Origin of the sequence: Micromonospora chalcea (genome assembly GCF_028768405.1) — a bacterium.
Taxonomy (GTDB): Bacteria; Actinomycetota; Actinomycetes; order Mycobacteriales; family Micromonosporaceae; genus Micromonospora; species Micromonospora chalcea.
This window is the reverse complement of sequence record NZ_CP118233.1, coordinates 3,050,590-3,072,318: the sequence shown is the minus strand read 5'-3', so window position 1 is coordinate 3,072,318 and position 21,729 is coordinate 3,050,590. Positions and strand designations below refer to the sequence as shown.

The following is a 21,729-nucleotide window of genomic DNA, read 5'->3' as shown; positions in this document are numbered from 1 at the left end:
CGTCCCCCTCGACCGCGCCGGTGCACTCGCCCCGAACGCTACCCGCCCGGACCGGTGACGCTCAGCCGGTCAGCACCAGTCCCAGGTAGGACAGCGTGGTGACGATCTCCACGAGCGCCCCGAGCACGTCGCCGGTGATGCCGCCGAAGCGGCGTACCAGGTGCCGGAGCAGCCCGGCCGCGACGGCGAGCGCGCCGAGCACGGCGATCGGCCCCTGCCACGGACGGTCCGGCACCGCGGGCACGGCCGCCAGCGCGACGGCGACCGCGCCGAGCGCCAGCGCGCCCCACCCGACGGTGCCGGCCACGAGCGCGCCCAGGCCCTCCGGCCGCGCGGCCGGCACGCCGCGCCGGCAGGCCAGGCCGACAGCGAGCCGCCCGGCCGCGGTCGCGGCGACCACGGCGGCGAACGCGGCGAGCGCGTCCCGGCCGGCCAGCTCCGCGAGCACCGCGCTCTGGAGCAGGAGTACGACCACCAGCGCGACCACCCCGAACGGGCCGACGTCCGGCTGCTTCATGATCTTCAGCGCGGCCGGACCACGCCGGTACGAGCCGAGCGCGTCCACGGTGTCGGCCAGCCCGTCCAGGTGCAGCCCCCGGGTGAGCAGCGCGCCCAGCCCCACCGTGACCACGGCGGCGACGAGCGGTGGCGCGAGCGCGCCGGTGAGCAGCAGCGCCCCGCCGAGTACGGCGCCGAGCAGCGCGCCGACCAGCGGGGCGAGCGCCATCGCGGTGCCGGCGGCGGCCCGGTCGACCCGGCCGGCGCGTACCGGTGCGGTGGTGAACGTGGTGAGCGCCAGCCGGATGCCGTCGGCGAGCCGCGCCTCAGTCGGCACGTCGGCCGGGGAAGACCGGCTCGTCGGACCCGATCGTGGTCGGTCCCGGCCCGGCCGGCTCCGGCTCGGCGAAGTCCGGTTCGTCGCCGGTCCGGCCGTCGCCGGTGTCGCCGTCGTCGTCGGGGCCGCCCAGCGACGGATGCGCCGGCAGCGTGGCGGCGAGCGTCAGCGCGGAGCGCAGCAGCGGCAGCGCGGCCAGCGCGGTCGCCCCCTCGCCCAGGTCGAGCCGCAGGTCCACCAGCGGCGTCAGGCCGAGCACGTCGGCGGCCAGCCGCACACCCGGACGGCCGCCGTGGTCGGGCAGCAGGCACCAGTGCCGGGCCTGCCCGGCCAGGTCGCGGCTGACCATCGCGGCGGCGGTGCCGACCGGGCCGTCCAGCAGCACCGGCACCTTACGGGCGGTGGCGCCCAGCAGGACGCCGGTGGCCAGCGCGATGTCGCCGCCACCCAGCTCGGCCAGGATGTCCTTGGCCTCGCGGGACGAGCGGCGGGTGCGGTGCAGCGCGTCGCGTACCGCCGCGCAGCGGACCATCCAGGCGGTGTCGTCGATCTCGCCCTGCTCGCTGATCACCCGGCCGAGCACGGTGGGCGGCTCCGCGCCCGCGGTGGCCGCGAGCACCGCCGCGGCGGCGGCCTCGGCGCCCGCACCGCACGCGGCGAGCACCAGCAACTGCACTCCCGCGTCGGCGGCCTGCTCGGCGAGCCGCCAGCCGTAACGCAGCGCCGCCTCCACCTCGTCGCCGGGCAGGGCCGGGCGGTCCTCGATCGGCGCCGACGTGGGCGCCTCGACGATCTGCAGGTCGGCGCGGTTCTCGGCGGCCAGCCGGGCCAGCGCGCCCCGGCCGGCGCGGGCCTGCCGGGCCCGGCGGGCCGACTCACCGGCCGGCGCGCCGGCCGACACGCCGCCTTCGTGGTCGCCCTGGATCAGCAGTACGCGCACCGAGTCCCACGGCCGCGGCATCGAGGTGCCCTGGGTGGCGGCCGCGAAGCCGACCACCTGCTCCAGCACGCCCAGACCGGCGCCGGGAAGGTCGAGCGTGGCGAGCCGGTCGACCGCCTGCGGACCGGTGTAGTCGTCAGGCATCGGCAGTTCCATGCCCGGCTGGATCACCAGGCCGGTGGCGATCATCGGCAGCGCCATGGTGGGGGCGGCCCAGTCGCCCGTGCCGGGCTCGTCGGACGCGGCCGGGGCGGGCAGCGGGGCGGCGGCCGGGGTGAGCACCTCGGGCAGCGTCACGTCCCCGGCGCCGAGGTCGGCCGGTACGGCCTGAGCCGGTGCGGTCCGGCTCGCGGCGGCTCCGGTCGGCGCGGCCTGGTCCGGCGCGGGCCGGGGTGCCGTGGCCCAGGATGTCGCGACCTGGGGCGCCGCGTCGCGGCTCGGCCCGGCCTCGGGCGACGTGCCGGCGGGCGGCACGGCGTGGGCCGGAGCGGCCGGCTTGAGCCAGGTGGTCTGACCGGCGACCACCAGCGCGACCGCGTCGCAGGCGTCGGCGACCGCGCGGTTGGCGGCGCCGAGCGCGTCAGTGAACGCCCGGCCGAGCGGCGTGGTGGGCACCAGGGACAGGCCCACCTCGGGGCTGACCAGCACCAGCCGGGCGGTGCTGGAGCGCACCGCCGCGGCCAGCTCGGCGATCGTGGCGGTGTCGTCGGCCGGCTGGTGGGCCGGGTCGAGCAGCACCGTCACCCAGCCGCCCAGGTCGTCCACGAGCAGCGTCTCGTTCGGCCCGGCGGCGGCGATCACCTCGACCAGTCGGCCCGGGTTCGCGGCCGTCTCCTCGGTGGTCCAGCTCCCCGGCCGGCGGGCGCGGTGCGTCGCGAGGCGGGCCGCCCACTCGGTGTCCTCGGGATCCCCGGCCGGGGCGGTCGCCACGTACCGGACCGTGGGCGCGTCGGCGACCAGCGACTCGGCGATCTCGGACTTGCCGGAGCGGATACCGCCGAGCACCAGGAGGGTGTGCCACCCGTCAACGGACATGCCCCGTACCTTAGATGCCGCCGCCCCGGCGGGGCAGTGAGAGGTGGCTCATCGCGGTCGGCGCTCGGGGGCCTCGAAGCGATAGTCGTTGGGATTCACGTCAACCGGCTTCGGATCCTCCTGCCAGGCTCCCTCGCCGGGGCGGGCGAGAAGCGCGTCGAGCAGCTCCTCCCGGTCCATCTCGTGGGCCGCCTCGATGCCGCCGCGTACCGCCATCGCCCGTATCTCCTCGGTGTCCATCTCCCGCAACGGCCGCATGGTGTCCTCCCTCGCTGACGACGTCCGGCGTGGATACCCCGCTGGTGACGGCCGAACCTTGCGGGCACCCGCGCGTCGGCCCGCGCCGGTCGAGGGGTGAAGCGTCGTGGGCGGGCGACTAGGCTTGCGGAGGTTTGGCGTCCTGCGGGACGACGGCGGCGAGGGGAGACGCGGCATGGCGTGGAGCTGGCGGTACGAGGGCACGAACGGCGACGCGGTCGACGGGCCGGACGAGTCGTTCACGAGCCAGGCGGACGCCGAGTCGTGGATCGGCCAGACCTGGCGGGAGCTCGCGGCATCCGGCGTCACCACCGTCGTGCTGGTCGAGGACGACCGGGTGGACTACCGGATGAGCCTGCAACCCCCGGCCGAATGACCGGCTACGACCGTCCCGGCGAGCCGCTGGTCCTCGGCGTGCCCCGGGCGGCGTTCCGGCCGAGCCCGATCTTCCTGGCCCTGGTCGCGCTCTTCGTGGCCAGCGGGGTGATGGCCTGGAACCGGTACGGCAACGTCCGGTTCGACGTGTTCCTCTTCGTGGTCTCCGGCTGGCTGGTCTCACTGTGCCTGCACGAGTACGCCCACGCCGTGGTCGCGTACCGGGCCGGTGACCGGGACATCGCCCACCGGGGCTACCTGACGCTCAACCCGCTGAAGTACACCAGCCCGCTGCTGTCGATCGTGCTGCCGGTGGTCGTGGTGCTGCTCGGCGGCATCGGCCTGCCCGGCGGCGCGGTCTGGGTGGACCGGCACGCCATCCCCGGCCGGCTGCGGCACACGCTGGTCAGCCTCGCCGGGCCGGCCACAAACGTGCTGTTCACGCTGGTGCTGGTGGCCGCGGTGGCGTGGGGCCCCGAGCTGGGCGGCCCGCTGGAGTTCTGGGCCGGTGTCGGGCTGCTCGCGTTCCTCCAGCTCACCGCCAGCGTGCTCAACCTGCTGCCGGTGCCGGGCCTGGACGGCGGCAACATGCTCCAGCCCTGGCTCAGCCCCGCCTACCGGCGGATGTACGACCTGTTCGCCCCGTACGGCTTCATCCTGCTGTTCGCGCTGCTGTGGAGCCCGCAGATCAACCGGGCGTTCTTCGGCGCGGTGTTCGCCGTCGGCGACGCGCTCGGGCTGCCGCGGGAGCTGTACCAGATCGGCTACGCCCTGATCCGCTTCTGGCAGTAGCCGACCGGCCGTTCCCGGGCCGGAGCGAGCCGGCCCGGGAACGGCGCGACGTCACGGACGCTGCGCCGGGCTCTCGGTCTTCGCCGGGTCCCGCTCGGTGACCGGCTCGACGATCTCGTCGATCGCCTTCAGCAGGTCGGCGTCGAGCTTCACGCCCGCCGCCTTCACGTTGTCGTGCACCTGCTCGGGCCGGGACGCGCCGACGATCGCCGAGGCGACGTTCGGGTTCTGCAGCACCCACGCGACGGCGAGCTGCGCCATCGTCAGTCCGGCCTGCTCGGCCAGCGGCTTGAGCCGCTGCACCCGGGTGAGCACGTCGTCGTTGAGGAACCGCGCGATGAAGTTCGCGCCGGACTTCTCGTCGGTGGCGCGGGAGCCGGCGGGCGGCGGCTGGCCCGGCAGGTACTTGCCGGACAGCACGCCCTGCGCCATCGGCGACCAGACGATCTGACCGATGCCCAGCTCCTCGCTGGCCGGGATCACCTCGGTCTCGATGACCCGCCACAGCATCGAGTACTGCGGCTGGTTGGAGATCAGCGGGATGCGCAGCTCACGGGCGAGCGCGTGCGCCTCGCGCAGCTGCGACGCCTTCCACTCGGAGACGCCGATGTAGTGCGCCTTGCCGGAACGTACGACGTCGGCGAAGGCCTCCATCGTCTCCTCCAGCGGCGTGCTGTAGTCGTACCGGTGGGCCTGGTAGAGGTCGACGTGGTCGGTCTGCAGGCGGCGCAGCGAACCGTCGATCGACTCCATGATGTGCTTACGGGACAGGCCCCTGTCGTTGCGGCCCGGCCCGGTCGGCCAGTAGACCTTGGTGAAGATCTCCAGCCCTTCGCGGCGCTCACCCTTGAGCGCGCGGCCGAGCACCGACTCGGCCCGGGTGCCGGCGTACACGTCGGCGGTGTCGAACGTGGTGATGCCGCTGTCGAGAGCGGCGCGGACGCACGCGAGCGCGGCGTCCTCCTCGACCTGTGAGCCGTGGGTGATCCAGTTGCCGTACGAGATCTCGCTGACCATCAGGCCGGAGCGGCCCAGGTGACGGAATTCCATGCTCCCGACCCTAGTCCTGCCCGGTGGCGACCGCCGTCCGGCGCTCCCCGCCGGGCGCGGGTCAGAGCACCGGGCTGGCGTCGGCGAGCAGACGGTCGATCTCCGCTACCACCGCCGCGCGGCCGGGATGCACCGGGTCGATGAGCGGGTCGCCGCGCCGGTCCAGCGCGCCCCACCGGCCCGACTCCGTGGCGACCATGAACGCCACCGGATGCACCACCACAGTCGGGTACGCCGGCGTGACCACCACCCGCCCGGCGCGGTCCACCACGCCCCGGCGGCCGGCCAGCTCGACCACGGCCAGGCCGTCGGCGGTGAACCCGTCCACCTTCCGTCCGTCGGCCAGCGGCGTGCCGAGACCGTGGTACCGGGTCGGCACCACCACCTCGCCGGTGAGGTCCACCGCGCCCCAGCCGCCGTTCTGCCGTACCGCCGCCAGTCCGTTGCGGAACGACCTGACCTCCTCGTACCCGGGCGGGATCCGCACGATGTTCATCCGGTCCACGGCCATCCAGCGGCCCTTGCCGTCCATCGACACCCAGGACAGCCCCTCGGAGAAGGCGCCCACCGCCCGGTAGCCGTTGTTCGCCTCGATCAGCGCCGCGCCGGACGTGTCGATCAGCGCCCAGCGGGACGCCTCCGGACGGCGTACCCAGGCCAGCCCTTCGTGGAACGGCTGCACCTCGGCGTACCGGTGCGCGATCACCATCTCGCCGTCGGCGTTCGCGTACCCCCAGAGCTGCTGCTCCTCGTCGAACGTCGCCACCGGGAGACGCGGCGCGCCGAGCACCTCCTCGGGCCGGCGCGGGGCCGGACCGAAACCGTCGGCGGCGGCCCGCTCCGCGACCGCGTCCAGCGCCACCTCGACGCGCGCGTTCATCGCCGCGTCCTCGCCGTGGCGCAGGTCCAGCGCCCGCTCGAAGTGCAGGCACGCCTCGGTCAGCCGTCCCTGGTCGTAGCAGCTCCGCCCGGCGTGCTCGTGCAGCAACGCGCGCAGCGGGTCCGGCAGCTCCGGCGAGTTCGTCTCGGCGAAGAGCCGGTCGGCCTCCGCGTGGTCACCCCGCCACCGCAGCGCCTCCGCGAGACGGGCCCGGGCCAACGCGGTACGCCGCAGCTCACCCGTCGTCTCCGCGTACGTGACTGCCAGCCGCGCGTCCCCGAGCGCGTCGTCCAGGTCGCCGAGGATCCGCGACGCCACCGCGCGCAGGCTCAGCAGCCGGGCCCGGCCACGGTTGTCCAGTGTGGTGTCGAGCTTGCCGGTCAGGCCGTCCCGGATCAGCCGCAACTGCGCCGGATCGGGCGCCTCCTCGCGCAGCGTACGCGGATCCAGCCGCCAGCCGACCGCGGCGAGGGCCTGCTCCGGGTCCGCCGGGGGCGGCGGCGGTCCGGCCGGTTCGGCGTCCGCTTCGGTGTCCGGTTCTTCGGTACGGGGAGTCGGCGCGTCGTCGGTCTGAGCGGTCGGCTCGTCGGCGGGCTCGGGTGGTGCGGGCTCGCGGTCGTGCTCCGGGTCGACGGTTGTGGTGTCGGTGTGGGGTGCGGGCTGGCCGTCGGCCGCGGGCTCGGCGGGGGCGCGGTCCGGGTCACCGGTCGGTGCGGTCTCGCCGTCGGAGTCCTCGCCGGGCGCGGTGGCCGGGGTGTCGGCGGCCTGCGGCTGCGGGATCGTGATGCCGGTGGGCTCGATGCCGGCGGGTGCCGATTGCGGGGTCGCGATGCTCGTGAGGTCGGCTTCGGCTCGGCTGCCCGGAGACTCCAGTGGCGAGGCGGTGATGTCGGCGCGGTCGGCGTCGCCCCGGATGCTGCCGGTCGGCTCCGGTGTGGTGGCCGGTTCCTCGACGTGACCGGCCCCGCCCGGCTCGCCGGCTGTCTGGCTCCCGCCGCCAGCCTCTGAATCCGTGGCGTCCTGCCCGGCATCCACAGTGACCGGCGGCTCGGCGTCGGTGACCGGCCGGCCGCTTCCGGTGTCGGCGGACGTGCCGGTGGCGGGCATGCGGTTGCCCGCGTTCTCCCCGCCGGAAGCGGTCCCGTCCGGTGTGTCCAGGTGTCCGGCCGCCGGGTCCGCGGTGCTCGTGGATTCGTCGGTGTCGGTGTTTGCGTTGGTGCTGATGTCGGTGGCGGCAGGGGCGCTCGGTGTGGCGTCGCTGGTTGCGGCGTCGGATGGCGTGGTGACGCCGGTAGCGGGCGGCGTCGAGCCGGTACCGGACCCGGCCTCGGCCACCTCGGGGGTACGAATCGTCGCCGGCTCGGCTAGGTCTGCCGGAGATCTTGGTACGAAATGGCCCCCAGGGGGGCCGAAATCTTCCAAGATCTCCGGCGGTTCCGGTGTCTGGGCGGGGGCGGCGGGCTGGCTGGGACGGAACCATGCCTCGGCGCCGGAGTCCGTGGCCGGGGAGGGCGGAGCGGCTGTCGCCCCCGGGCGGGGGTGCTCGGCTCGCTCCGATGGCTCGCCGGTCCGGTCGACAGCCGGGCCGGGTTCCGTCCGTCCTGTGCCGGGCGCGGGACGGGCACTGACGTCGGCGTAGGGCCGGTCGGCGTCAGGGGCCGAGGTGGACGGAGCCTGCACCTCGGACTCGCGCCGACGACCGGCATCCACATCCGACGGCTTGGCCTCGGCGTCCGGTCCGGCCTCGGGCTCGCCGATGGCGCCGCTCTCCACGACTGGCCGGGGCGCGATCGGGGCCGGGTGCTCCACCGAGTCGGCGGGCCTGACGTCGGGTAGCTGCTCGGCCGGTGTGGGTACGGGCGGCCTGCCCGCGGTCTGCTGTGCGGGCACGGAACCGGAGTAGGCAGGCGGTGCCGGGCGAGCCCTCGCGGGTTGCGCCGTGTTCACCGGGTCGGAAGAAGGCGGGCCGTGACGCTCGGCGGTCCCGTCCTGCGACGGCGTGGGCCGGGCCGCGCCCTCGCTCCGGTCCGTCGGTGCCGCGCCACCCGGACGCTGCGCTCCAGAAGTGGGCGCTCCGGACGTGGGCGCACGGGAGACGTGCGCGTCGGAAGGAGGCGGAACGGGGGTGACCGCGCCGGAAGCGGGGCTGCCCGCGCCAGGCAAGTCGGCCTGCGGCGCGGCGGGGGCGGACGCTCCGGAAACGGGAGCGTCCGCGACGGGCACGCCGGCCTGCGGCGCAGGAGATGCCGGACGCGGGGTGTCGCCGGTCCGAGGCGCGGCCGAGCCCTCCCCGGAACGCCCGGGCGTGGCCGGCGGCGGCACCGGATCGGGCCGTACCGGGGCGACCCGGGGACGGTCATCGGGACGGGTGTGTGCGGCCGGCTCGACAGGTGCCGTCTCCCGGCCGTCGGCGACCCGGGGCGGCGGGTGACCGGCCGGCCGTACCGGCCACTGCACCGGCGGCGCCGACCTGCGCTCGTCCGGCGGTGCCGACCTGCGCTCGTCCGGCCGCACCGGCCACTGCGGGGCACGGGTCTCGGGGCGGGCGGCGGCATCCGGCTGTGGCCGACTGGGCTCGGGACGGGGCATCACGGTGGGCGGCCGGGTGGCGTCGGACGGCGGCATCGGGTACCGCTGCGGCGCCGGCCGCTCCACGGGTGGGCGCTGCTGTTCGTCCGGCCGGCGCGTGTCCGTCTCGGGACGGGGCCGCGGCTCGATGATGGGCCACTCGCCCTGGTGCGGGCGGGACCGGTCGACCGGCGGGCGCTGACCCTGCCACCGCTGGTCGGCGCCGGGACGCGGTGCGCCGTACCGGTCGGGCTCGGTCTGCGGAGGCCCGTTCTCGGGCGCCCGGCGCTGGGTCTCCGGGTACGCGGCGGCCTCCCGGCCCGGCGCACGTCCGTCTGCCAAGGGCCGGCCGTCCACCGGCTCACGCCGCTCCGCCGGGGGACGCCGGCTCGGGTCACGCCAGCCGTCACCGTCGGTGCCGCGCCAACCGTCCCGGCCCGGCTGGCCCCACCCGGCCGCGCCCCGCTCCAGCGGCGGCACGGCGTCGTCGCGCCGATCGGCCGGGCGCCCGGCGCCGTGGTCACGCCGCCCGTCGGACGGCGGCTCCCGGCGCTCGTCCGGGAAGCGGTCGCGGCGTCCGTCGGGCATGGACTCGCGGCGCCCGGCGGGGGAATGGTCCCGCCGCGCGTCGGACGCCGAGCCCCACCGCTGTTCCGACACGGCAGGCGGGCCCTCGACCGGGGCGCGGCGTCCGTCGGCCTGGTGCGGGCGGTCGGCCCGGCGCTCGCCATGGTGCGGGAACTCGTTCGGCTCCGGCATCCAGCCGGGCTGGGACGGCCGGCGCGGTGCGGCCTCGGGGCGTACCCAGCGTTGGTCGAGCCGCTGCTCGGGCGGCGTGGGCGGGCCGGTGCGGCGCCGATCCTCCGGCCAGGGCCGCCGCCCGTCCGCGGGGTGCCCGCGGCGGTCGTCCGGAGGGCTGCCGGCGGGGCGCTGGCCGCCGTGATCCGCGGGCCCGGCCGGGTACGCCCCGCGGGACGTGGCCGGACCGGCCGGGCCGCCACCGCGTGGACCGCCGGACCCCGGCTGCTCGGCCCCGCGCGGACCGGCGGGACCGGTCGGGTACGTGCCGCGTGGGCCGGCTGGACTGGTCGGGTACGTGCCGCGTGGGCCGGCTGGACTGGTCGGGTATGTGCCGCGTGGGCCGGCCGGACTGACGGGGTACGCGTCGCGCGGACCCGCGGGACCCACCGGGCCGGCGGGGTGCGGGCCGTGCGGACCTGCCGGGCTGACCGGGTGGAATCCGGCGGGACTGACCGGGTTCGCGCCGGCCGGGCTGACCGGATACGGATCGGTGTCGGGCGCGGGACTGACGGGGTGGAACCCGGCCGGGCTGACCGGGTGCGCGCCTGCTGGGCTGACCGGGTACGGGTCGGCGTCGGGCGCGGGGCTGACCGGGCGTACCTCGGCGCGGCCGACCACGGTACGGCGGCGCGGCGTCAGGTTCTCGATGCCGATGTCACCCGGGTAGCGCTGCCCCGGGAACTGCGGCTGCCACTCGTGGGTGGGCTCGGCGGCCCAGGCCGGTTCGGCCGGCTCGCGCCAGCTCCCCCAGCCACTCATCGGCAACCCCTCCGGCCGCTCGCGCGGGACGGCCCCGGGGCCGGCTCGCGTCGCTCGCTCACGGCGGTGTCACCTCATTGGAAATTCGCGCGCTGGGGCGCCGGACGTGCCGGTACAGTCGCCCGGTCCAGCACGTCGTGGCTGCGGAAGGAGGGTAACGGCGTGGGCTCGGTCACCGCCACTGTGGCACCACCCACCGGCGCACACGTTACCCCATGGTTTCGGACATTCGGCGCGATCGCGGCGGCCGGGTTCCGGCGGCACGCGACCTACCGTCAGGCCGCCGTGGCGGGGCTGTTCACCAACACCGTATTCGGCTTCCTGCGCTGCTACATCTTCCTCGCCGCGACCGGCGCGGCCGGCACCGTGGCCGGCTACGACAGGGCGCAGCTCGCCACGTTCGTCTGGGCCGGCCAGGGGCTGCTGGCGGTGATCGCCATCTGGGGCTGGACCGACCTGGCGGACCGGATCCGTACCGGTGAGGTGGCCGCCGACCTGCTGCGACCGGTGCACCCGGTGACCAGCTACCTCGCCACCGACCTGGGCCGGGCCGGGTTCGCGGCGCTGGCCCGGCTGGTGCCGCCGCTGGTGATCGGCCCGTTCTTCTTCGCGGTGTACGTGCCCCGGCACTGGGCAACGGTGCCGCTGTTCCTGCTCTCCGTGCTGCTCGCGGTGGTGGTCTGCTTCGGCTGCCGCTACCTGGTGAACGCCACCGCGTACTGGCTGCAGGACGTCCGAGGGCCGATGATCCTGTGGACGCTCGGCTCGGGCGTGCTGGCCGGGCTCTACTTCCCGCTCGGGTTCCTGCCCGGCCCGCTGGAGACGGTCCTGCGGTACGCGACCCCGTTCCCCAGCATCCTCCAGGTGCCGCTGGACGTGCTGGTGGAGCGGGAGCCGATGTCCACCGGTCTCGCCCTGGTCGGGGTGCAGGCCGCCTGGGTGGTGGCGCTGCTGGCGCTATGCCGGCTGGTGCAGCGCCGCGCCGAGCGCCGCCTGGTGGTCCAGGGTGGCTGAGCGCGACAGCGCGCCCGGGGTGGCTGAACTGCGGGCGTACCGGGCGCTGCTCGGCGCGCAGGCGCGTTCGCAGGCGGCGTACCGCACCTCGTTCGTGGTGGACCTGGTCGGCAACGTGGGCGCCACCGTGTTCGACGTGGTCACCGTCCTGGTGATCTTCGGTGTGACGCGGGAGCTGGGCGGCTTCACGCTGCGCGAGACGCTCGTCGTGGTCGGGCTGTCGGCGTGCGGCTTCGCCACCGCCGACCTGCTGGTCGGCAACATCGAACGGCTTCCCCGGTACGTGCGCACCGGCCTGTTCGACGCGGTGCTGGTCCGTCCGCTCGGCGCGCTGCCGCAGCTGCTGCTGATGGACCTGCCGCTGCGTAAGCTGTCCCGGGCCGTGTTCGGGCTCGCCGTGCTGCTGTTCGCGCTGGTCTCGGCGGGGATCGACTGGACACCGGGCCGGGTGGCGCTGGCGGTCGTCGCGCCGCTGGCCGCCGTGGTCTTCTTCGCCTCGGTCTTCGTGCTGACCGCGACGGTGTCGTTCTACTGGGTCGACTCGGGCGAGCTGGCCAACTCGGTCACCTACGGCGGGCGTGACTTCACCTCGTACCCGGTCACCGTCTACGGCGGCTGGTTCCGCGCGTTGTTCGCGTACGGGATGGGGTTCGCCTTTGTCAGTTACCACCCGGCGCTGGCGTTGCTGGGCCGCGCCGACCCGCTCGGCCTGCCGTCCTGGGCGGGCTGGGCCGCGCCGGGCGTCGCGGTGGTCGCGGCGGCGCTGGCCGCCCTGGCCTGGCGCGTCGGGGTCCGTCACTACCGGAGTACGGGGTCATGAGCGTCATCGAGATGGACGGGCTGCGCAAGGAGTTCACGGTCCGGGTCCGGGCCGGGCGGTTGCGGCGCGAGAAGCGGACGGTGACCGCCGTCGACGGGGTCGACCTGCGGGTGGAGCGCGGCGAGATGCTCGGCTACATCGGCCCGAACGGCGCCGGGAAGTCGACCACGCTGAAGATGCTCACCGGCGTGCTGACGCCGTCGGCGGGGCGGGCCCGGGTGTGCGGGCTGCGCCCGGTGGCCGACCGGACCCGGCTGGCGCTGCGCATCGGCGTGGTGTTCGGGCAGCGCTCGCAGCTGTGGTGGGACCTGCCGCTGCGGGACTCGTTCGACCTGCTGCGGCACGTCTACCGGGTGCCGGCCGGCGAGCACGCGGCCCGGCTGGCCCGCTGCCGGGAGCTGCTCGACCTGGACGGGTTCCTGGACACGCCGGTCCGGCAGCTCTCGCTGGGTCAGCGGATGCGCGGTGAGCTGACCGCGGCGCTGCTGCACGGCCCGGAGGTGCTGTTCCTGGACGAGCCGACGATCGGCCTGGACGTGGTCAGCAAGCAGGCGGTGCGTGGTTTCCTGGCCGAGCTGGGCCGGGCCGGGGACACCACGCTGGTGCTCACCACGCACGACCTGGCCGACATCGAGCGGCTGTGCCGGCGGCTCGTGGTGATCGACCACGGGCGGGTGGTGCACGACGGGTCGATCGCCGAGCTGCACCGCCGGTACGGCTCGCGCCGGATGGTGGTCGCCGAGCTGGACGCGGCGCTGCCCGAGCCGCCGGTGCTGCCCGGCGCGCCGGTGCAGCGGGTGGAGGCGGACGGGCGGCGGCTGGTCTTCGCGCTGGAACGGGCGAGCGTCGCCGAGGTGGTGGCCGGGCTGGCCGGCCTGGCCACGCTGCGGGACATCTCGATCGTGGAGCCGGACATCGAGGAGGTCGTGGCGCGGCTCTACCGGGCGCCGGCCGCGGTCACGGGTGCTCCATGACGAGTACGGCGAACGTGCCGGGGGCCAGCGCCTCGTACCGGTGCGGGGTGTCGCCGGGGAAGGTGACGTAGTCGCCGGGTCCCAGCTCGACCGGGTCGGTCTCCGGGCCGACGCGCATCCGTCCGGCGGCGACCACGACGTGCTCGACGCTGCGCGGGGTGTGCGCCTCGGCGATCCGTACCGCGCCGGGTTCCAGTTCCATCACGTAGACGTCCCGCCGGGCGTGCGGCGCTCCGGCGGCGAGCAGGGTGGCGGAGAAGTCGGCGTGCTCGGAGCGGATCCGGGGGCCCTCGCCGGCCCGGACCACCCGCACGGCGGCGGCGGGTGGTTCGACCAGGCGGCTGAACGGTACGTCCAGCGCCACGCCGAGCGCCCAGAGCGTCTCCACGCTGGGGTTGCCGGAACCGGACTCCAGCTGGGACAGGGTGGACTTGGCGATGCCGGCGCGGCGGGCCAGCTCGGTGAGCGACAGGCCGGCCCGTTCGCGTTCGCGGCGTAGCGCGGCGGCGATGGTCGCGAGTGGGGGAGCGGGGTCGATCGCCATGTGTTCGCTCCAACGGTCGGTTTGTTCGGTTTGACGAACAAGCGTTCTCGCGTTCAGGATAATGGACATGCGTACGGCATACCGAACGGGCGACGCCCGGGTGCTCCGCGACGTCGCCGCCATCGGCGCGGCGATGCTGGCCGTGGGCGCGTCGTTCGGCGCCGTGGCGGTAGCCGCCGGCCTGCCCGCCTGGGCCACGCTCGCCATGTCCGCGGTCGTCTACGCCGGTGGCGCCCAGTTCATGGCGGTGGGGCTCGTCGTGGCCGGCAGTCCGCTCGCGGCGGTCCTCGCCGGCCTGCTTCTCAACGCCCGCCACCTGCCGTTCGGCCTGGCCCTCGGCGGCGCGCTCGGCTCCCGGCGCTGGCAGCGGCTGCTGGGCAGCCACCTGATGACCGACGAGGCGACCGCGTTCGCGCTGGCCCGCCCGGCCGGTCCGGGGCGGCGCCGGGCGTTCTGGCTCGCCGGGGTGCTGCTCTTCCTGGCCTGGAACACCGGCACCGCGCTCGGCGTGCTCGCCGGCGGCGCGGCCGGCGACCCGGCCGCGCTGGGACTCGACGCCGCGTTCCCGGCCGGGCTGGCCGCGCTGCTGCTGCCCAGCCTGCGCGACCGGGAGACCCGCCGGGTGGCGCTGACCGGCGCCGGCCTGGCCGTGCTGGCCACGCCGCTGCTGCCGGCCGGGTTGCCGGTGCTGCTCGCGCTCGCCGCGCTGGCCCTGCCGCTGCTGGCCCGCCGCCGCCCGCCCGCCGCGCCACCCCGGACCGCTGACGAGGCGGCTGATGATCGGAGCGTGCGGGCCGGGGAGGTCTCGTGCTGATCGCCGTGATCCTCGCGCTGGCCGCCGGCACCTACGGCTTCCGCGTCGCCGGGGTGCTCCTGCGGGACCGGCTGGACCTGCCCGAATGGGCCCGCCACCTGCTGCCGGTCGGCGCCGCCACGCTGCTGGCCGCGCTCGCCGCCACCGCGGCGCTGACCGAGGCCGGTGGCTTCGCCGGGTACGCCCGCCCCGCCGGGGTGCTGATCGGCCTGGTGCTGGCCTGGCGCCGGGCGCCGTTCGTGCTGGTCGTGGTCGCGGCGGCGGCCACCACAGCGGTGCTGCGCCTGCTCGGCGTGGACTGACGCCGGCCCTCGCACGAGAACGGCCCCGCACCGCCGGAGCGGGAAGGGGCCGATTTCGGAGCGGGGCCGGTCAGACCTTGTCGCCGATGTTCACCCGGGGCGCGGGAGCGCGCATCCGGCGGAACGTGATCGACCGCATGATCGCGTAGAAGTAGAGCGAGCCGAGCTTCTCGGTGCTCTTCGGGAAGCGCTCGCGGACCAGCCGCTTGATCTTCCGGGAGATCAGCACCGAGTCGATCAGCACGCCGAGCGCCAGCGCGCCCCACAGCAGGTTGGACAGCAGCCGCACGATCGGCGGCATGGCCTGGTTGGAACCGACCAGCACGATCAGCGCGCCGCCGAAGAACCAGGTGCCGACCGTACGCCGGGAGTCGACCACGTTGCGGGCCAGCAGCCGCTCGGGCCCCCGGTCACGCGGGCCGCCCTCGCGCCGGAACTCGGCGGCGGCCTCGGCGCGGGCGGCGCGGCGCTGCGCGCGGGCCTCCTCCTTGGTCAGCGGCTTGGCCGGCGCGGTCGGCCGGCGGCCGGCGACCGGGCGCTTCGGCGTGACCTGCCCGAGTTCCTTCTTGCTGGGCGTGTAGCCCCGGGGACGGGCGGCGGCGGACTCCTCGTCGGTCGTCACAGTGGTGACGGACTCCTCGACGAGGTCGGCGGACTTGCGGCGAAACAGCGACGGCACGCGGCAAGGGTAGCCAACCGGCCGCGCCCGGTGCACATCACGGGTGCACCGGGCGCGGCCGGTCGAGTGAACGGGACGCCTCAGGGACGCTCGACGTGCGCGCCGAGGTCGGCCAGCTTGGCCTCGAAGTCCTCGTAGCCGCGGTTGATCAGGTCCACGCCGTACACCCGGGAGGTGCCCTCGGCGGCGAGCGCCGCGATGAGGTGGCTGAACCCGGCCCGCAGGTCCGGGATGACCAGGTCGGCGGCGTGCAGCTTGCTCGGCCCGGCGATCACCGCGGAGTGCTTGAAGTTGCGCCGGCCGAAGCGGCACGGGGTGCCGCCGAGGCAGTCCCGGTAGACCTGGATGTTGGCGCCCATCGTGTTCAGCGCCTCGGTGTAGCCGAGCCGCTGCTCGTAGACCGTCTCGTGGACGATCGACAGGCCGCGGGCCTGGGTGAGCGCGACCACCAGCGGCTGCTGCCAGTCGGTCATGAAACCCGGGTGTACGTCGGTCTCCAGCGCCACCGCGTTCAGCTCGCCGCCCGGGTGCCAGAAGCGGATGCCGCCCTCCTGGCCGGGGCTGCCGCCGCGCGGCGGGCGCAGGTCGGTGACCTCGTACTCGCCGCCGACCGAGCGGAAGATGTTCAGGAAGGTCATCATGTCGGCCTGCTGGGCGCCCAGCACCTCGACGTGACCGCGGGTCGCCAGCGCCGCCGCCGCCCAGCTGGCCGCCTCGATCCGGTCCGGGATCGGCCGGTGGGTGTAGCCGTGCAGCTTCTTGACGCCCTGGATCTCGATCACCCGGTCGGTGTGCACCTTGATGATCGCGCCCATCTTCTGCAGCACGCAGATGAGGTCGATGATCTCCGGCTCGACCGCCGCGTTGCGCAGCTCGGTGACGCCCTCGGCCATCACCGCGGTGAGCAGCACCTGCTCGGTGGCGCCCACGCTCGGGTACGGCAGCGCGAACTTCGTGCCGTGCAGCCCGTTGGGCGCGGACAGGTGCAGGCCCTCCGGCGTCTTGTCGACGGTGGCGCCGAACTCGCGCAGCGCCTGGAGGTGGAAGTCGATCGGGCGCGGGCCGATGTGGCAGCCGCCCAGGTCGGGGATGAAGGCGTGGCCGAGCCGGTGCAGCAGCGGGCCGCAGAACAGGATCGGGATCCGGCTGGAACCGGCGTGCACGTTGATCTGGTCGGTGCTGGCGCTCTCGACGTTCGAGGGGTCGAAGACCAGCTCGCCCTCCTCGTCGCCGTCGCTGACCTTGACGCCGTGCAGGCCGAGCAGACCGCGGACCACCTCGACGTCACGGATACGCGGCACGTCGAACAGCCGGCTGGGTGTGTCGCCGAGCAGGGCGGCGACCATCGCCTTGGACACCAGGTTCTTCGCGCCGCGGACGCGGATCCGCCCTTCCAGCGGAGTGCCTCCGTGTACGACCAGGACGTCGTCGGTCAACGCAACCTCCAGCGCGTTGGGTGCTGCCGTGTCTAGTGATGGGTGCACGAAGTTCATCGCTACCCGGAACGCGGTCATGGGAAAACGGGCCGCGTGTGTCGTCGCCCCGGCAGCATAGCCCTCCGTGACGAAAATGGAATCGGTCACATCACCAGCGAGGGCACGAACCGGGGTGTCCGGTGCGTTTACGTGCCAGTGGGGTGACCGAGGGTGATCACGCTCCCGGAAGCGCGAGCATCTGGTCCAGCGCCGACCGGGCGTGTCGGGCGGTCTCCGGATCGACGGTGATCTGGTTCACCACGCGGCCGGCGACCAGCTCCTCCAGCGCCCACACCAGGTGCGGCAGGTCGATCCGGTTCATCGTCGAGCAGTAGCAGACCGCCCGGTCGAGGAACATGATCTGCTTGTCCGGGTGGGCCAGCGCGAGCCGGCGTACCAGGTTCAGCTCGGTGCCCACCGCCCACGCCGAGCCGGCCGGGGCCGCCTCGATCGTCCTGATGATGAACTCGGTCGAGCCGACCAGGTCGGCGGCGTTCACCACCTCGTGCCGGCACTCCGGGTGCACCAGCACGTTCACGCCCGGCACCCGCTCGCGTACGTCGTTGACGCTGTCGAGCGTGAACCGGCCGTGCACCGAGCAGTGGCCGCGCCACAGGATCATCTTCGCGTCCCGCAGCTGCTCGGCGGTCAGCCCGCCGCCCGGCTTGTGCGGGTCGTAGAGCACGCAGTCGTCGAGCGAGAAGCCCATCTCCAGCACCGCGGTGTTGCGGCCCAGGTGCTGGTCGGGCAGGAACAGCACCTTGCGGCCCTGCTCGAACGCCCAGTCCAGGGCCCGCTTGGCGTTCGACGAGGTGCAGACCACACCGCCGTTGCGGCCGACGAAGCCCTTGATGTCGGCCGAGGAGTTCATGTACGTCACCGGGACGGTGTCCGCCGCGATGCCCAGGTCGGTGAGCGTGTCCCAGGCGGCCTCGACCTGCGACAGCACCGCCATGTCGGCCATCGAGCAGCCGGCCGCCAGGTCGGGCAGGATCACCTTCTGCGCGTCCGAGGTCAGGATGTCCGCGCTCTCGGCCATGAAGTGCACGCCGCAGAAGACGATGTACTCCGCATCAGGGCGCGCCGCCGCCTCCCGGGCCAGCTTGAACGAGTCGCCCGTCACGTCGGCGAACTGGATCACCTCGTCGCGCTGGTAGTGGTGGCCCAGCACGAACACCTTCGTGCCGAGCGCGGCCTTCGCGGCGGCGGCGCGGGCCACCAGGTCGGGGTCGCTCGGCGCGGGGAGATCACCCGGACACTCCACGCCACGTTCGGTGGCGGGGTCGCTGCCGCGGCCGAGGAGCAGCAGCGCCGTGGCGGTGTTGGACGGCTCAACCCAGGTCGAAGTCACGCCCCCATGGTCCCACAGCGCGACCACCGCGCAGCCGTCCCCGATGTGGCCTGCCACACTGCTGCGCATGCGCGTGCTGCTCTGCCCGGACAAGTTCGCCGGCACGTTGTCCGCCCCCGAGGTGGCCGCCGCGGTGGCCGACGGCTGGCGGGACGTCGCCCCCGGCGACGAACTGCTGGTCCGGCCGCTGGCCGACGGCGGACCGGGGTTTGTCGAGGTGCTCGCCGACGCGCTCGGCGGGCGCCGGCTGCCGGTGCCCACGGTCGACCCGCTGGGCCGTCCGGCCACCGGTGAGATCCTGCTCACCGACGACGGCACGGCGTACCTGGAGAGCGCCCAGGCGTGCGGCCTGCACCTGCTCTCCGACGCCGAACGCGACCCGAAGGCCACCACCTCGTACGGGCTGGGGCTGCTGGTCACCGCCGCGGTCGAGGCGGGCGCGCGCACCGTGGTGGTGGGGCTGGGCGGCTCGGCCACCAACGACGGCGGCGCCGGGATGCTCGTACCGCTGGGTGTCACGCCGCTCGACGACGCCGGCCGGGCGCTGCCGTACGGCGGCGCGGCGCTCACCGCGGTGGCCGCGCTCGACGGCGAGCCGCGGCTGCGCGGCGCGACGCTCGTCGCCGCCACCGACGTGGACAACCCGCTGCTCGGGCTGCACGGCGCGAGCAGCGTCTTCGGCCCGCAGAAGGGCGCCGACCGGGCCGACGTGCTGCTGCTCGACGCCGCGCTGACCCGCTGGGCGGACGTGCTGACGCAGCGCCTGCCGGGCTGCCCGCCCGGGCTGGGCGCGCTGCCCGGCGGCGGCGCCGCGGGCGGCCTCGGCGCGGCCGTGCTGGCGCTGGGCGGCCGGTGCGAATCGGGCATCGGGGTGGTCACCCGCGCGGTGAAGCTGGACGCCGCGCTCGACGCCGCCGACCTGGTGATCACCGGCGAGGGCTCGTTCGACCACCAGTCGCTGCGCGGCAAGGTGGTCGCCGGCGTGGCCGGCGCCGCCCGGGACCGGGGCGTGCCCTGCGTGGTGCTGGCGGGACGGGTGAGCACCGGGCGGCGGGAGGCCGCGGCGGCCGGCGTGACCGACGCGTACAGCCTGGTCGACCACTTCGGCGGCGAGGAGCGCGGGGGAGTGGACGCGGCGATGACCCGCCCGGCCGAGGGGCTGCGCGCGCTCGGCGCGCGGCTGGCCGGGCAGTGGAGCCGCTGACCGGTTCCGCTGGTCACGCCGCCGGGTGGTGACGCCGACGGCGGCGTACGATCGAAACGGACCACACCGGGAATCACTGGCGGACGTGCGGCGTTGGCCAGGACGTCCGGACCTATACCGCGCAGGGAGACTTCCACGTGACCACGCCAGCGCAGACCGAGTCGACCGAGGCCAAGGCCCCCAGCACCGTCGTCCTCACCGACGTCGCGGCGCAGAAGGTCAAGGCCCTGATCGAGCAGGAGGGCCGCGACGACCTGCGGCTCCGGGTCGCCGTGCAGCCGGGTGGCTGCTCCGGCCTGCGGTACCAGCTGTTCTTCGACGAGCGCTCGCTCGACGGTGACATCGTCACCGACTTCGACGGCGTCGAGGTCGTCGTCGACCGGATGAGCGCCCCCTACCTGACCGGCGCGACCATCGACTTCGCCGACCGGATCGACGCCCAGGGCTTCACCATCGACAACCCCAACGCGGGCAACTCCTGCGCCTGCGGCGACTCCTTCAGCTGAGTCGACGCACCGACCGCAAGCGGCGGGCCGTCCCGGTGGGGCGGCCCGCCGCTTCGTCGTACCCCCTGGGGGTGACGTCCGGATGTGCGCTGATCGACCGGTTGGTGACCGACCGCCGTCCGTCCGGTCCGGGGGCCGGTAGGCTGACCGCGCCGTGCTCCCGACCCCGAGGGTTGACATGAAGATCGCCGTGACCGGCTCGATCGCGACCGACCACCTGATGAGCTTCCCCGGCCGCTTCGCCGACCAGCTCATCGCCGACCAGCTCGACAAGGTCTCGCTCTCCTTCCTCGTCGACGAGCTGGTCCTGCGGCGCGGCGGCACCGCCGCCAACATCGCGTTCGGCATGGCCCAGCTCGGGCTGCGCCCGGTGCTGCTCGGCGCGGTCGGCGCCGACTTCGCCGACTACCGCTCCTGGCTGGAGCGCCACGGCGTCGACTGCGACTCGGTGCACGTCAGCGAGGTGGCGCACACCGCCCGCTTCGTCTGCACCACCGACACCGACATGTGCCAGATCGCCTCCTTCTACGCCGGGGCGATGAGCGAGGCCCGCAACATCGAGCTGCACCCGGTCGCGCAGCGCCTCGGCGGCCTCGACCTGGTGCTGGTCAGCGCCAACGACCCGGCCGCGATGATCCGCCACTCCGGCGAGTGCCGGGACCGGGGCTACGCCTTCGTCGCCGACCCGTCCCAGCAGCTCGCCCGGATGGACGGCGCGGACGTGCTCGGCCTGGTCGAGGGCGCCGACTACCTGATGACCAACGAGTACGAGAAGTCGCTGCTGCAGAGCAAGGCCGGACTGACCGACGAGCAGCTGCTCGACCGGGTCAAGGTGCGGGTCACCACGCTGGGCAAGCAGGGCGTGGAGATCGCCGGCCGGGAGGTCGGCACGATCCGGGTGCCGATCGCGCGGGAGATCCAGGCGGTCGACCCGACCGGCGTCGGCGACGGCTTCCGGGCCGGCTTCTTCGCCGCGCTCGACTGGGGCGTCGGCCTGGAGCGGGCGGCCCAGGTCGGCTGCCTGCTGGCCACGCTGGTGCTGGAGAACTTCGGCGGCCAGGAGTACGAGGTCCGCCGCGACCTGTTCGTGAAGCGACTCGCCGAGTCGTACGGTGACGCGGCCGCCGAGGACGTCCGGCCGCACCTGCTGTGACCGGCGCGGCCGTCCCGTCGGGCGGGGTGGACCCGGAGGCGGTCCGCCCCGGCTCCGGCGGCCCGGTTCTGGTCGCCTTCGCCGGGCTGCCCGGCGTGGGCAAGACCACCCTCGCCGCCCGGGTCGGCGTCGCGCTGCGCGCCCCGGTCCTGCCGGTCGACCCGGTCGAGCGGGCCCTGCACCGCTACGGCCTCACCGGCGACGTGCCGGGCATGGCCGCGTACGGCGCGGTCGCCGGGCTGGCCGAGGTGCAGCTCGGCCTGGGTCTCAGCGTGGTGGTCGACGCGGTGAACCCGGTCGCCAGCGCCCGGGGCCTCTGGCACGACGTGGCCGAACGGGCCGGCGTGCCGCTGCGGGTGATCGAGGTGCACTGCGGCGACGAGGAGGAGCACCGGCGCCGGGTCGAGGCCCGCCCGCCCGAGGACGGCACCTGGGAGCTGACGCTGCGCCGCCGCGCCGAGTACGAGCCGCTGATCGGCCCCCGCCTGGTGGTCGACACCGCCGTGGCGGCCGACCCGCTGCCCGGCATCCTCGCGTACCTGAGCTGAGCGTCGGGCGTTAAGAAGGGTCCCTTCCTCTACCCGAGGCGTTAACAAGGGG

The 21,729-nt window shown here is 74.9% G+C and carries 20 protein-coding genes; 11 read left to right on the top strand and 9 right to left on the bottom strand.

What is annotated here, in order from left to right:
- Positions 1-61 precede the first annotated feature (61 nt).
- The 3 genes from cobS to PVK74_RS13095 are packed head-to-tail and all read right to left on the bottom strand — an operon-like array spanning position 62 to position 3,068.
- Complete coding sequence (gene cobS, locus PVK74_RS13105) at positions 62-835, bottom strand: adenosylcobinamide-GDP ribazoletransferase (protein ID WP_187693324.1); 774 nt, start codon at positions 833-835, stop codon at positions 62-64.
- Entirely contained in the window at positions 825-2,810 is a 1,986-nt protein-coding gene (locus PVK74_RS13100; RefSeq protein WP_274479125.1) for a bifunctional adenosylcobinamide kinase/adenosylcobinamide-phosphate guanylyltransferase, read from the bottom strand. The genes cobS and PVK74_RS13100 overlap by 11 nt, the downstream gene beginning before the upstream one ends.
- Before the next feature lie 48 nt (positions 2,811-2,858).
- Complete coding sequence (locus tag PVK74_RS13095; protein WP_018785377.1) at positions 2,859-3,068, bottom strand: hypothetical protein; 210 nt, start codon at positions 3,066-3,068, stop codon at positions 2,859-2,861.
- A gap of 175 nt (positions 3,069-3,243) precedes the next feature.
- Here PVK74_RS13095 and PVK74_RS13090 point away from each other — a divergent pair, with 175 nt between their 5' ends.
- Both PVK74_RS13090 and PVK74_RS13085 read left to right on the top strand, forming a co-directional pair.
- The gene (locus PVK74_RS13090) at positions 3,244-3,444 is read left to right on the top strand and encodes a hypothetical protein (RefSeq protein ID WP_043329344.1); all 201 of its coding nucleotides are present in this window, start codon (positions 3,244-3,246) and stop codon (positions 3,442-3,444) included.
- Positions 3,441-4,235: a site-2 protease family protein gene (locus PVK74_RS13085; protein WP_043329346.1), complete on the top strand. Its 795-nt coding sequence runs from the start codon at positions 3,441-3,443 to the stop codon at positions 4,233-4,235. The genes PVK74_RS13090 and PVK74_RS13085 overlap by 4 nt, the downstream gene beginning before the upstream one ends.
- A gap of 51 nt (positions 4,236-4,286) precedes the next feature.
- On the opposite strand, the gene PVK74_RS13080 is transcribed toward PVK74_RS13085, so the two are convergent.
- Together PVK74_RS13080 and PVK74_RS13075 are read right to left on the bottom strand one after the other, a co-directional pair.
- Positions 4,287-5,285, bottom strand: coding sequence for an aldo/keto reductase family protein (locus PVK74_RS13080; RefSeq protein WP_030500117.1), 999 nt, complete (start codon positions 5,283-5,285; stop codon positions 4,287-4,289).
- 61 nt (positions 5,286-5,346) lie between these two features.
- The gene (locus PVK74_RS13075) at positions 5,347-10,293 is read right to left on the bottom strand and encodes a WG repeat-containing protein (protein ID WP_274479124.1); all 4,947 of its coding nucleotides are present in this window, start codon (positions 10,291-10,293) and stop codon (positions 5,347-5,349) included.
- 162 nt (positions 10,294-10,455) lie between these two features.
- Between PVK74_RS13075 and PVK74_RS13070 the strand changes: the two genes are divergently transcribed.
- The 3 genes from PVK74_RS13070 to PVK74_RS13060 are packed head-to-tail and all read left to right on the top strand — an operon-like array spanning position 10,456 to position 13,101.
- Positions 10,456-11,307 carry an ABC transporter permease gene (locus PVK74_RS13070; protein ID WP_064448306.1) on the top strand — a complete coding sequence of 284 codons (852 nt, stop codon included), beginning with the start codon at positions 10,456-10,458 and terminating at the stop codon, positions 11,305-11,307.
- A gap of 19 nt (positions 11,308-11,326) precedes the next feature.
- Positions 11,327-12,127: an ABC transporter permease gene (locus PVK74_RS13065; RefSeq protein ID WP_113972724.1), complete on the top strand. Its 801-nt coding sequence runs from the start codon at positions 11,327-11,329 to the stop codon at positions 12,125-12,127.
- The gene (locus PVK74_RS13060) at positions 12,124-13,101 is read left to right on the top strand and encodes an ABC transporter ATP-binding protein (RefSeq protein WP_274479123.1); all 978 of its coding nucleotides are present in this window, start codon (positions 12,124-12,126) and stop codon (positions 13,099-13,101) included. Before PVK74_RS13065 ends, PVK74_RS13060 begins: the two co-directional genes overlap by 4 nt.
- On the opposite strand, the gene PVK74_RS13055 is transcribed toward PVK74_RS13060, so the two are convergent.
- Positions 13,085-13,645: a helix-turn-helix domain-containing protein gene (locus PVK74_RS13055; RefSeq protein WP_043329354.1), complete on the bottom strand. Its 561-nt coding sequence runs from the start codon at positions 13,643-13,645 to the stop codon at positions 13,085-13,087. The two genes, PVK74_RS13060 and PVK74_RS13055, sit on opposite strands and share 17 nt — an antisense overlap.
- Positions 13,646-13,712: 67 nt before the next feature.
- On the opposite strand from PVK74_RS13055, the gene PVK74_RS13050 reads away from it, so the two are divergent.
- Complete coding sequence (locus PVK74_RS13050; protein WP_069088990.1) at positions 13,713-14,459, top strand: AzlC family ABC transporter permease; 747 nt, start codon at positions 13,713-13,715, stop codon at positions 14,457-14,459.
- A complete protein-coding gene (locus tag PVK74_RS13045) occupies positions 14,453-14,761 on the top strand; it encodes an AzlD domain-containing protein (RefSeq protein WP_069088991.1) in 309 nt (102 codons plus the stop codon). Before PVK74_RS13050 ends, PVK74_RS13045 begins: the two co-directional genes overlap by 7 nt.
- Positions 14,762-14,831: 70 nt before the next feature.
- Here the strand turns inward: PVK74_RS13045 and PVK74_RS13040 are convergent, their stop codons facing one another.
- From PVK74_RS13040 to nadA, 3 genes are all read right to left on the bottom strand, one after another.
- The gene (locus tag PVK74_RS13040; protein ID WP_043329355.1) at positions 14,832-15,440 is read right to left on the bottom strand and encodes a DUF3043 domain-containing protein; all 609 of its coding nucleotides are present in this window, start codon (positions 15,438-15,440) and stop codon (positions 14,832-14,834) included.
- 80 nt (positions 15,441-15,520) lie between these two features.
- Positions 15,521-16,876 carry a UDP-N-acetylglucosamine 1-carboxyvinyltransferase gene (gene murA / locus PVK74_RS13035; RefSeq protein WP_030500128.1) on the bottom strand — a complete coding sequence of 452 codons (1,356 nt, stop codon included), beginning with the start codon at positions 16,874-16,876 and terminating at the stop codon, positions 15,521-15,523.
- Positions 16,877-17,090: 214 nt separating this feature from the next.
- The gene (nadA, locus tag PVK74_RS13030) at positions 17,091-18,266 is read right to left on the bottom strand and encodes a quinolinate synthase NadA (protein ID WP_043331070.1); all 1,176 of its coding nucleotides are present in this window, start codon (positions 18,264-18,266) and stop codon (positions 17,091-17,093) included.
- A gap of 43 nt (positions 18,267-18,309) precedes the next feature.
- On the opposite strand from nadA, the gene PVK74_RS13025 reads away from it, so the two are divergent.
- From PVK74_RS13025 to PVK74_RS13010, 4 genes are all read left to right on the top strand, one after another.
- Positions 18,310-19,470 carry a glycerate kinase family protein gene (locus PVK74_RS13025; RefSeq protein WP_274479122.1) on the top strand — a complete coding sequence of 387 codons (1,161 nt, stop codon included), beginning with the start codon at positions 18,310-18,312 and terminating at the stop codon, positions 19,468-19,470.
- 137 nt (positions 19,471-19,607) lie between these two features.
- A complete protein-coding gene (erpA, locus tag PVK74_RS13020) occupies positions 19,608-19,976 on the top strand; it encodes an iron-sulfur cluster insertion protein ErpA (RefSeq protein ID WP_043329360.1) in 369 nt (122 codons plus the stop codon).
- A gap of 178 nt (positions 19,977-20,154) precedes the next feature.
- Entirely contained in the window at positions 20,155-21,129 is a 975-nt protein-coding gene (locus PVK74_RS13015) for a carbohydrate kinase family protein (protein WP_064448311.1), read from the top strand.
- Positions 21,126-21,677, top strand: a complete 552-nt coding sequence (locus PVK74_RS13010; protein ID WP_043329365.1) for a P-loop nucleotide/nucleoside kinase family protein — start codon at positions 21,126-21,128, stop codon at positions 21,675-21,677. Before PVK74_RS13015 ends, PVK74_RS13010 begins: the two co-directional genes overlap by 4 nt.
- Positions 21,678-21,729 lie beyond the last annotated feature (52 nt).

What these genes read in the sequence shown, in the direction of transcription:
- PVK74_RS13100 (WP_274479125.1), bottom strand. Translation starts at nt 2,810, where the DNA reads ATGTCCGTTGACGGGTGGCACACCCTCCTGGTGCTCGGCGGTATCCGC.
- PVK74_RS13095 (WP_018785377.1), bottom strand. Translation starts at nt 3,068, where the DNA reads ATGCGGCCGTTGCGGGAGATGGACACCGAGGAGATACGGGCGATGGCG.
- PVK74_RS13090 (WP_043329344.1), top strand. Translation starts at nt 3,244, where the DNA reads ATGGCGTGGAGCTGGCGGTACGAGGGCACGAACGGCGACGCGGTCGAC.
- PVK74_RS13085 (WP_043329346.1), top strand. Translation starts at nt 3,441, where the DNA reads ATGACCGGCTACGACCGTCCCGGCGAGCCGCTGGTCCTCGGCGTGCCC.
- PVK74_RS13080 (WP_030500117.1), bottom strand. Translation starts at nt 5,285, where the DNA reads ATGGAATTCCGTCACCTGGGCCGCTCCGGCCTGATGGTCAGCGAGATC.
- PVK74_RS13075 (WP_274479124.1), bottom strand. Translation starts at nt 10,293, where the DNA reads ATGAGTGGCTGGGGGAGCTGGCGCGAGCCGGCCGAACCGGCCTGGGCC.
- PVK74_RS13060 (WP_274479123.1), top strand. Translation starts at nt 12,124, where the DNA reads ATGAGCGTCATCGAGATGGACGGGCTGCGCAAGGAGTTCACGGTCCGG.
- PVK74_RS13055 (WP_043329354.1), bottom strand. Translation starts at nt 13,645, where the DNA reads ATGGCGATCGACCCCGCTCCCCCACTCGCGACCATCGCCGCCGCGCTA.
- PVK74_RS13050 (WP_069088990.1), top strand. Translation starts at nt 13,713, where the DNA reads ATGCGTACGGCATACCGAACGGGCGACGCCCGGGTGCTCCGCGACGTC.
- PVK74_RS13025 (WP_274479122.1), top strand. Translation starts at nt 18,310, where the DNA reads ATGTGGCCTGCCACACTGCTGCGCATGCGCGTGCTGCTCTGCCCGGAC.
- PVK74_RS13015 (WP_064448311.1), top strand. Translation starts at nt 20,155, where the DNA reads ATGAAGATCGCCGTGACCGGCTCGATCGCGACCGACCACCTGATGAGC.